Consider the following 254-nt stretch of genomic DNA (forward strand, 5'->3'; position numbering starts at 1 on the left):
GGATCATCGTCGCCAATAACGACATTGAGTCGGCCGTACGGCTTGCAGGCGCCCCCTTTGGCCAGTGGGCAGGCATCGGGCGAGGGACACGCCAGTGTCTGGATTCCCTCCTGATCAATGCGCTTGCAGGTTTCCCCATTGCCCACACAAGCCGGGCGTCCGGTTTGCCGATCGAACAGGGTGTAGTCGGCGCGGAAGTTGAGCTCGGGTTCGTTGAACATCAGACGGATCGGGATGCTGCGCAGTTTGTCTTC

1 protein-coding gene is annotated in these 254 nt (G+C 60.6%); it reads right to left on the reverse strand.

Annotation, left to right across the window (positions count from 1 at the left end; genetic code table 11):
• The coding region (locus tag GYB81_RS23515) for a recombination directionality factor (protein ID WP_438810732.1) at nucleotides 1-254 on the reverse strand (254 nt) is incomplete at both ends.

The organism is Pseudomonas yangonensis, from assembly GCF_009932725.1.
GTDB classification, from domain to species: domain Bacteria; phylum Pseudomonadota; class Gammaproteobacteria; order Pseudomonadales; family Pseudomonadaceae; genus Aquipseudomonas; species Aquipseudomonas yangonensis.